This is a genomic window from Halorubrum sp. GN11_10-6_MGM (genome assembly GCF_005435165.1).
GTDB lineage: Archaea > Halobacteriota > Halobacteria > Halobacteriales > Haloferacaceae > Halorubrum.
Window position 1 is genome coordinate 1 of the sequence record NZ_SGUC01000060.1, and the last position, 8,266, is coordinate 8,266.

The window sequence follows — 8,266 nt, forward strand, 5'->3', positions numbered from 1 at the left end:
TCTCACGGGTGATCAGCACGTTGTCGCAAAAGACGACGCAGGAATGAAGCATCTCACGCTCGCCGAGTTCTTCGAGCGATACGTCTCCGAAGGGACGCTAGAGGACGTCTCCGTCCTGAGTCGGTCTGCTGACGGAACGTTCGCGTTTAACCCGGTCGATACGGCGACACGCCGAGAGTACGAGGGGCCGCTCCACACGATTCGGACGAAAATGAACAAGCGCGTAACCGTCACTCACGATCATCCCATGCTCACGCTTGACGGCGACGAGACCACCGTCACGCCAGCCGACGAGCTCGAAGCGGGCGATTCGTTGCCCGTGATGGCCGATATCCCGAGCGATCCCGTTTCAACCGTTGATCTCATCGACATCGTCGATGCGTCGTCCGCCTTCGAGAACGATCGCGTCTATCTGAAACCATCGACATCGTTTGAGGCGGTCAGAGAGGAACTGTACGAGACGCTGCGGGAGTACAACCGACAGTTCAGCTATCATAAGGTTCACGACCTCGTTCGGGATAATTATCTCCCGCTCGATGTGTTCCTCAACTACGAGGACGAGCTGCCCGTCGACAGGGCAGATCTCTCGCTGTACACGACGCGAGGCGGTGGCCAGACGTACATTCCGGCGATAATTCCTGTCGACGAACAGTTTTGGCGATTTATCGGCTACTATCTCAGCGAGGGACATATCAACGACGACACCTCCGGCCACGGCTCAACGACGCGACGGCGGGTCCAGTTGAGTTTTCATCCCACCGACGAGCCGGAGTACGTCTGCGATGTGGAGTCGTACTACGAGCGGCTGGGTATCCGATATCAAACGACGCAACAAGAGACCACGACGGCTATCACCGTGTCCAGCCGTGTGTTCGCCGAGTGCCTCGAGTGGCTCGGGTGTGGGACTGGCTCCTACTCCGCGGCTGTTCCTGACACAGCGCTTCAAGCGACAGCCGACGAACGCGTCGCACTCCTTTCGGGACTGTTCCGGGGCGACGGTCATGTCGCGTACCCCAATCACTCGAACGCCGTCGTCTACGAGTACGGGTCGGTAAGTGAGGAGCTCATCGACGGGATGACGCTACTCTTACACAGTCTCGGTATCGTTCCAAGTTACAAAACCTCGACGTCAGCAAAGGCGACACAGCCGGCTCATTTCCTTCGTGTGAGCTCGAAGCGACAGATTGCGCGCTTGAAAGAGATGTTTCTGCCGGAAGATCGGGACCGGATCGACGACCGACTCGCCGAGTATGATCGAGACATCGCGCCGACCGGGCACACGGCAGACGGCGGCTTCACGTCGGTCCCCGTCCGTGACATCACCGTTGAGGAGACGACCACAGACGTGTACTCACTGGAAGTCGCTGACGAGCACACGTTCGTCACGACCGATGGGGTCGTTGTCCACAACTGCTTCCCGAAGGATGTCGCCGCCATCATCGCAGCTGCGGAGGAAACGGGGTACGAACCCGCCCTCCTCAACGCCGCCGTCGAGGTCAATGACCGCCAGCCCGAGAGACTCGTCGAGTTGCTCGCAACCCATCTGGACGGCGGGTTCGACGGCGCCGAGATCGCCGTGCTCGGGCTCGCGTTCAAGCCCGGAACCGACGACATGCGGAACTCGCGGGCGATCCCGGTGATCGACGACCTCCAGGAACGCGGCGCGACCGTGACCGCCTACGACCCGGTGGCAACCGACAACGCGCCGAACTACGTCGACGACGTGACGTACGCCGACTCGGCCGCGGCGGCGCTCGACGGCGCGGACGGCGCGGTCGTCGTCACCGACTGGGACGAGTTCGCCGCGCTCGACGCGGAGTTCGACGCGATGGCGACCCCGATCGTCGTCGACGGACGACGGATAATCGAGCGTCGCGACGGGATCATGTACGAGGGGCTGACGTGGTAGCGTACCGTGGCCCGGACGCGTCGAATCACTCTCGCACGCGGTAATCTCGATGCCCATAACTGGGACCACAGGTCGCGCGGGCCAGGCCGCAGTCATTCTCTCTGTAAAATTGAATTTCTCCCACGAGATCGCCGCTCTTGGGAGAAATATCCGGATTTACACTCCCTGACCCCAGCCGCAGTACTCCCCGTGAAAACGGCTGTAACACGCACATATAGGACCGAACGAGCCGACACGCCGCTGACAACGGCCACTGCTCGCACGGGTTTACAGGGAGATTCATGCGAAACCGCCGGCAGACAGTGGGGTGTCACGTACTGACACCGAAAACACGCTGTGTGGCTATTGTCCAAAAGGCGGCCGACTTCTCAGGAGCTTTATCTCACAGATCGGCCGGAACACCCCCGGTGGTCCCGGGGTGTTTTACTGATACGCATTCGGTATGTTTAGATTCTGAGAAGCAACGAGACCAGACCGCATGCGACAGGTGACGCCGCCGGAGAGGATAAGTCCGGCACTGCGACGCGATCCGTGGGGCACAAACGATGTTCGCTCGCTTGGCAGTTGTTCAATTCTGGTCGCGATCGGGGCTCCCTGTCGGTGTTTCACCCGTTGGTACACGTGGTACTGCGGCGGGACGAACCAGTGTAGCTCGGTCCGAGAATCGCACTGAACTCCCAGTCGTCCGTCGCAGCAGCTGAACGCGTGGTGAGACTTCGCTGTAATCGCGGACTCGTTCGAGGATGTTCGCTCACGTGGCCCCCGGTTTCCAGCGGGGTCTATTAACCAACACACCCCGGCCGCACACGCCGTCTTGTTGGTTAACCAATTTCCCCGCCGCCCACGGAGCGGCCGCGGGCGCCACCGCGTCACTCGACAGTGACGCTTTTCGCGAGGTTCCGCGGCTTGTCGATGGACCGCCCCTTGTCGTTGGCCACGTGGTACGCAAACAGCTGGAGGTAGACGTTCGCGACGAGCGGCTCAGCGACGCCCACGTCGGGGACCGGCAGCGACACGTCCAGCGTGCCGTACTCCTCGCCCGCGGACACACAGCCGATGGCGGGCGCGCCGCGCGTCTGCGCCTCGGTGACGTTGTTCATGGTCTCGTCGGCGCGCGCGCCGTCAGTCAGCACGGCCAGTACCGGCGTCTCGGGCGTCACGAGAGCGAGCGGACCGTGTTTTAGCTCGCCCGCGGCGAACCCCTCGGCGTGGTCGTAGGAGATCTCCTTGAGCTTCAGCGCGCCCTCCAGCGCGACCGGCACGCCGAGTCGCCGACCGACGAAGAAGAACGCCTCGCTGTCGCCGTACTCGGTCGCGGCCTCGCGAACCGCGTCCTCGTTGTCGAGCACCTGCTGAACGGCGCCCGGTAGATCGCGCAGTCCCTCCAACACGGGGCGTGCGTCGGCTGCGGCCAGCGCACCGCGCTCGCGGCCGATCGCGACGGCGAGCATCGCGAGCGTCGTCACCTGCGAGGCGAACGTCTTCGTCGCCGCGACGCCGATCTCGGGGCCGGCGCGGATGAACGCGGTGTCGTCGACCTCGCGCGTGACGGTGCTGCCGAGCGTGTTCGTCACGGCGAACGTCCGCGCGCCGGCGGCGTTCGCGCGCCGGACCGCGCCGAGCGTGTCGGCCGTCTCGCCGCTCTGCGTGACGGCGACGACGAGCGTCCGGTCCGAACTCCGGCCGGCGCCGAACTCGTACTCGCTGGCGATCTCGACGGTCGCACGCACGCCGGACAGCTCCTCGAACAGCTGCGCGGCGTATCGCCCGGCGTAGTTGGAGGTGCCGCAGGCGACGATCTGGATCTCTTCGAGGTCGGCGAGAAAGCCCGGCGGGAACGAGACGTCGAGGTCCGCGTCGCCGGCGTCGACGTCGAGCCGCCCCGCGATGGTCTGCCGCAGCGCCTCCGGCTGCTCGTGGATCTCCTTGCGCATGTAGTGGTCGTAGCCGCCCTTCTCGGCGGCGTCGGCCTCCCACGTCACCGTCTCGACGCCCCGGTCGACGAGTTCACCGTCGGCGTGGACCTCGACGCCGTCGGCCGACAGCGCTGCCACGTCGCCGTCTTCGAGGTAGGTCACGTCGCGGGTGTGCTCTAAGAAGGCCGTTACGTCGCTAGCGACGAACGTCGCGTCGGCGTCGCGGCCCAACACGAGCGGGCTCCCGCGGCGCGCGACGACGATCCGGTCGTCGCCCTCGCGGACCGCGCAGATCGCGTAGCTCCCCTCCAGCCGGCCCTCGGCGCGCCGGACCGCGTCGAGGAGGTCGGCGTCAGGATCGGCGGCCAGCGCTTCCTCGATCAGGTGCGGGATGACTTCGGTGTCGGTGTCGCTCGTGAACTCGTGGTCGGACAGCTCGGCTCTGAGCGCCTCGTGGTTCTCGACGATCCCGTTGTGGACGACCGCCACGTCGCCTTCGCAGTCCGTGTGCGGGTGGGCGTTCGCGTCCGTCGGCGGGCCATGTGTACTCCAGCGCGTGTGGCCGACCCCGAGCGTCGCGTCGGCCACGTCCGGGACGGTGAGGTTGTCGACCTCGCCGGAGCGCTTCGCGACCGTCAGCCCGCTCGCCTCGCCGACGAGCGCGATCCCCGCCGAGTCGTAGCCGCGGTACTCCAGATTTTTGAGCCCCTCGTGGACGACGTCGCCGACGCGCGCGCTCCCACCGTCGCCCGCGGCGTCGGTCCCGTCGCCGTCCGGCCCGACGGCGTCGCCGACGTAGCCGGTGATTCCACACATGGTTACCCCCTCCGGACGACCGCGCCCGGCTCGACGCGGTCGTCAATCACGACCCCCGCGTCGGCCGTCGCGTCGTCCCCGACCACCGCACCGTCGGTGAGCGTCGCGCCGCTCCCGACGATCGCGTTGTCGCCGACCACCCCGCCGAGTTCCACGTCGCGGTGGACCGCGTCGCCGACGACGACCGTCGCCGGCCCGCCCGCGATCGTCGCGTTCGGGCCGATTCGGGCGTTGCCCGCGACAATCGCGTCCCGGACCACGGCGCCGGCGCCGATCACGGCGTCCGGGAAGATCACGGCATTCTCGACGACGGCGCCGGCCTCGACGGTCGCGTTGCTCCCGATCGCGGTGCTGCCGCCGATCGTGACGTTCGGGCCGACGCGGACGTTGCCCGCGAGCGCCGCATCGTCGGCGACGGTCACCGAGTCCGCGAGCGCGGCCCCGTCGGCTCCCGCCGCGGTAGGCTCGCCGATCAGCGCGGCGTTGACGGTGAGCAGGTCCCAGAGGTTCGATACGTCGAGCCAGCGCCCGTTGTACCGGACCGCCGACAGCGGCTCGCTCGCGGCGAGGTCGTTGAGCGTCGCCGTGATCGCCAGCTCGCCCGCCGTGTGCGTCTCGCGGATCGCGTCGAAGACGGCCGGCGAGAACGCGTAGACGCCGGCGTTGATCTGGTTGGTCTCAACCGGCCCCTCCGGCTTCTCGTCGATAGCGGTCACTCGGTCGCCGTCGAGGGTGACGACGCCGTACTGTCGGGGGGTCGCCGCGGTCGTGACCGCCATGGCGGGGAGGTCGCCGTTGAGCGCCCGGTCGCGAACTCGCGAGACGACGTCGGGAGCGACGATCCGGTCGCCGTTGAGCACGACGAACGGACCGTCGACGACCGGCTCGGCCTGTAACACGGCGTGTCCGGTGCCGAGCTGCGTCGACTGTTCGACGTACTCGATCGTCACGCCCCAGTCGTCGCCGTCGCCGAAGTGGTTCCGGATTCGCTCCTGCTCGTAGCCGACCACGAGGACGATCCGGTCGATCGCCGTCGCCGTGACCGCCTCGACGACGTGTTCCAACAGCGGCCGGTTCGCCACCGGGATCATCGGCTTCGGGCGCCGGTTCGTCAGCGGCGCCAGCCGGCGGCCCTCGCCCGCGGCGAGGATCACCGCGGTCGCGGAGTCGTGTCTCATGTCACCTCCGTCGCCCGCCCGGGTTTTAAATCGCTCGCGGGCGGGCGCTCGTCGGCAGCCGGTCGAGTGGCGGTAGGCGTTACTCCGAGCGCCGGTCGCGCGTCAGCGCCTCGCCGGGGCCGGTGGTCTCGCCGGCGCCCAGCACGACGCCGGCGTTCAGCGCGGTGTTGATCCCGGTCTTCGCCTCGTCGCCGACGATCGCGCCGAGCTTCCGCCGGCCGGTGTCGACGCGCTCGCCTTTCACCGTCTGCCGGACGTTCTCGCCGTCGTGGCGGAGGTTCGCGACGTTCGTCCCCGCGCCGAAGTTCACGCCGCGGCCCAGCACGGAGTCGCCGACGTACGAGAGGTGCCCGACCGACGCGTCCGCCATCAACACGGAGTTTTTCACCTCCACCGAGTGGCCGACGTGCGCGTCCGGCCCCACGACGGTCGCCCCGCGGAGGTAGGCGTTCGGTCCCACGTTCGCGCCCTCGCGGATCAGCACCGGTCCCTCGACATACGCGCCGGACCGCACTCTGGCGCCCGCCTCGACCACGACCGGGCCGCGGAGCTGAACGTCGTCTTCGACCGTGCCGGCGATCGCGGTCCCGTCGTCGAATTCTGCGAGCGCCAGTTCGTTCGCCTCCAACAGCTCCCACGGGCGCCCGACGTCGAGCCACGTGCCGTCGTACCGGGCCACGTCGATTCGCCGACCGTCGTCGAGCAGCAGGTCGATCGTCGTCGTGATCTCGTACTCGCCGCGCTCGCTCTCGGGCGTGCGGTCGATGTACTCGAACACCTCGGGCTCGAACGCGTAGCAGCCGACGTTCGCGAGATTCGTCGGCGGGTCGGCCGGCTTCTCGACGATTCCCGCCAGCGAGCCGTCCTCGGCGGTCGAGAGGACGCCGTACGCCCGCGGGTCGTCGACTTCGGTGGCCGCGACGGCCGGGGCGCCCGCGTCGGCGAGCGCCCGCGGCAACGACGCGTCCACGACCACGTCCCCGTTGAGGACGAGGAAGTCGTCGTCGACGACGGGCTCGGCCTGCGCGACGGCGTGGGCCGTCCCCAGCGCCTCGCCCTGCTCGACGTAGTGGACCGGCCGGTCGCGATACGACTCTCCGACCGCTTCGCGGACCACGTCGCCGCGGTAGCCGGTCACGACGACGAACTCGTCGACGGCGTCGCGAGCCGTGTCGAACACCTGTTCGAGCAGCGAGCGGTCCCCGACCGGGAGGAGCGGTTTCGGGCGTCGGTCCGTCAGCGGTCGCATCCGAGTCCCGCGGCCGGCCGCGAGCACGACTCCGTACATGTCCGAGTCGACGGCGGGGCGGGGTTTAGCCGCTGCGGTCAGTAAGGTGGAGAGCGTCGCGGTCGCCGGGAGGTACCGACCCTCACTCGACGACGATCGCCCCGCGCATTCCGATCGACTTGTGCGGGAGGCTGGCGTACCGGTAGGTGCCGGGCTCGCGGAACGTGTGCTCGAACGGCGTCTCGCGTTCGAACGTCGGATCGCCGGAGCTGACGTCGGCGTCCTCGAACACCACGTTCGCCGGGCCGCTCGGATCCGTCCACTCCCACCTCACGGTCGTGTCGGGCGACACTTTGAGAACCGGCGGCGCGAACGCGAAGCGATCGCCGTTGCCCGGTGCCCCGACCGTCACCGACGCGGTCTCGCTGCCGGTCTCGTCCGCGACGGTCCCGTCGAAGTTGTCGCTGTGGACGACCCACTCGTCGACCGCCTCGTAGCCGGTCGACGGTGGCTCCTTCACCACGACGGCACCCAGCATTCCCTCCTCTCGTCCCGGTTCGGAGACGAACGGGTACGTCCCCGGCTCGTCGAAGACGTAGTGGTAACTCGTCCCGGACTGCGCGTTCGGGCGACCGCTGTCGAACGTGCCGTCGAGTGCGGCCACGTTGTGTGCGTCGCCGTGACCGGTCCAACTCCACCGGACGTTCGTCATCGGTGGCACCTCGACGACGACCGGCGCAAATCCGAGTCCGCCGTCGTGTTCGTGGCCGACCCGAATCTCAGCGCGCCCGCTGGTACCGGTTCGCACCCGCTCGCCGCGGTACCCGTTCGCGTCGGCGAGCCACTCTTCGACGTCGTCCGGCGGTGAGAGTTCGTCGACGGGCGTGTACGCCGCTTCGTCGCAGTTGTCCGGGTCCAGCCTGTTGCCGTCTGACCCGTCGCCGTCGGACCCGCCTCCGTCCGACTTTTCGGCGTCCGTGTCGTCGTCTCCGGTAACGGACCCACAACCGGCGAGTCCGGCGACACCGGCGACGGTCGCTGCGTGGAGGACCTCTCGTCGTGCGGGGGTGTAACCCATACCCGTACTCTCGGCGTATGTGTTTAGCCCGAGATCGATTTCGGTACTCTCTCGTAGGAGCCGTTTGAGAGGTATCGTAGATCGATGCAACAGGCGAGCAAGTGGATTCCTGAGGGATGGTCTCCGATCAGGAGACCATCC

At 67.5% G+C, this 8,266-nt stretch carries 4 protein-coding genes and 2 pseudogenes; 2 read left to right on the forward strand and 4 right to left on the reverse strand.

All coding sequences use genetic code 11. The features are described from left to right. Nucleotides 1–43 precede the first annotated feature (43 nt). A pseudogene (locus EXE46_RS15760) lies at nt 44–1,381 on the forward strand (LAGLIDADG family homing endonuclease); the annotation flags it as partial. 27 nt (nt 1,382–1,408) lie between these two features. Then, nucleotides 1,409–1,909 (forward strand): annotated as a pseudogene (locus EXE46_RS17525) (UDP binding domain-containing protein); the annotation flags it as partial. Nucleotides 1,910–2,778: 869 nt separating this feature from the next. Here the strand turns inward: EXE46_RS17525 and glmS are convergent. From glmS to EXE46_RS17530, 4 genes are all read right to left on the reverse strand, one after another. Next, complete coding sequence (glmS, locus tag EXE46_RS15765; protein ID WP_137689295.1) at nt 2,779–4,641, reverse strand: glutamine--fructose-6-phosphate transaminase (isomerizing); 1,863 nt, start codon at nt 4,639–4,641, stop codon at nt 2,779–2,781. A gap of 2 nt (nt 4,642–4,643) precedes the next feature. Beyond that, nucleotides 4,644–5,819, reverse strand: coding sequence for a sugar phosphate nucleotidyltransferase (locus EXE46_RS15770; protein WP_137689296.1), 1,176 nt, complete (start codon nt 5,817–5,819; stop codon nt 4,644–4,646). Between the two features lie 79 nt (nt 5,820–5,898). Then, nucleotides 5,899–7,107 (reverse strand): bifunctional sugar-1-phosphate nucleotidylyltransferase/acetyltransferase, encoded by a 1,209-nt coding sequence (gene glmU, locus EXE46_RS15775; protein WP_137689297.1) that lies wholly within the window; start codon nt 7,105–7,107, stop codon nt 5,899–5,901. A gap of 82 nt (nt 7,108–7,189) precedes the next feature. Then, nucleotides 7,190–8,125, reverse strand: coding sequence for a halocyanin domain-containing protein (locus EXE46_RS17530; protein WP_137689298.1), 936 nt, complete (start codon nt 8,123–8,125; stop codon nt 7,190–7,192). Nucleotides 8,126–8,266: the final 141 nt, after the last annotated feature.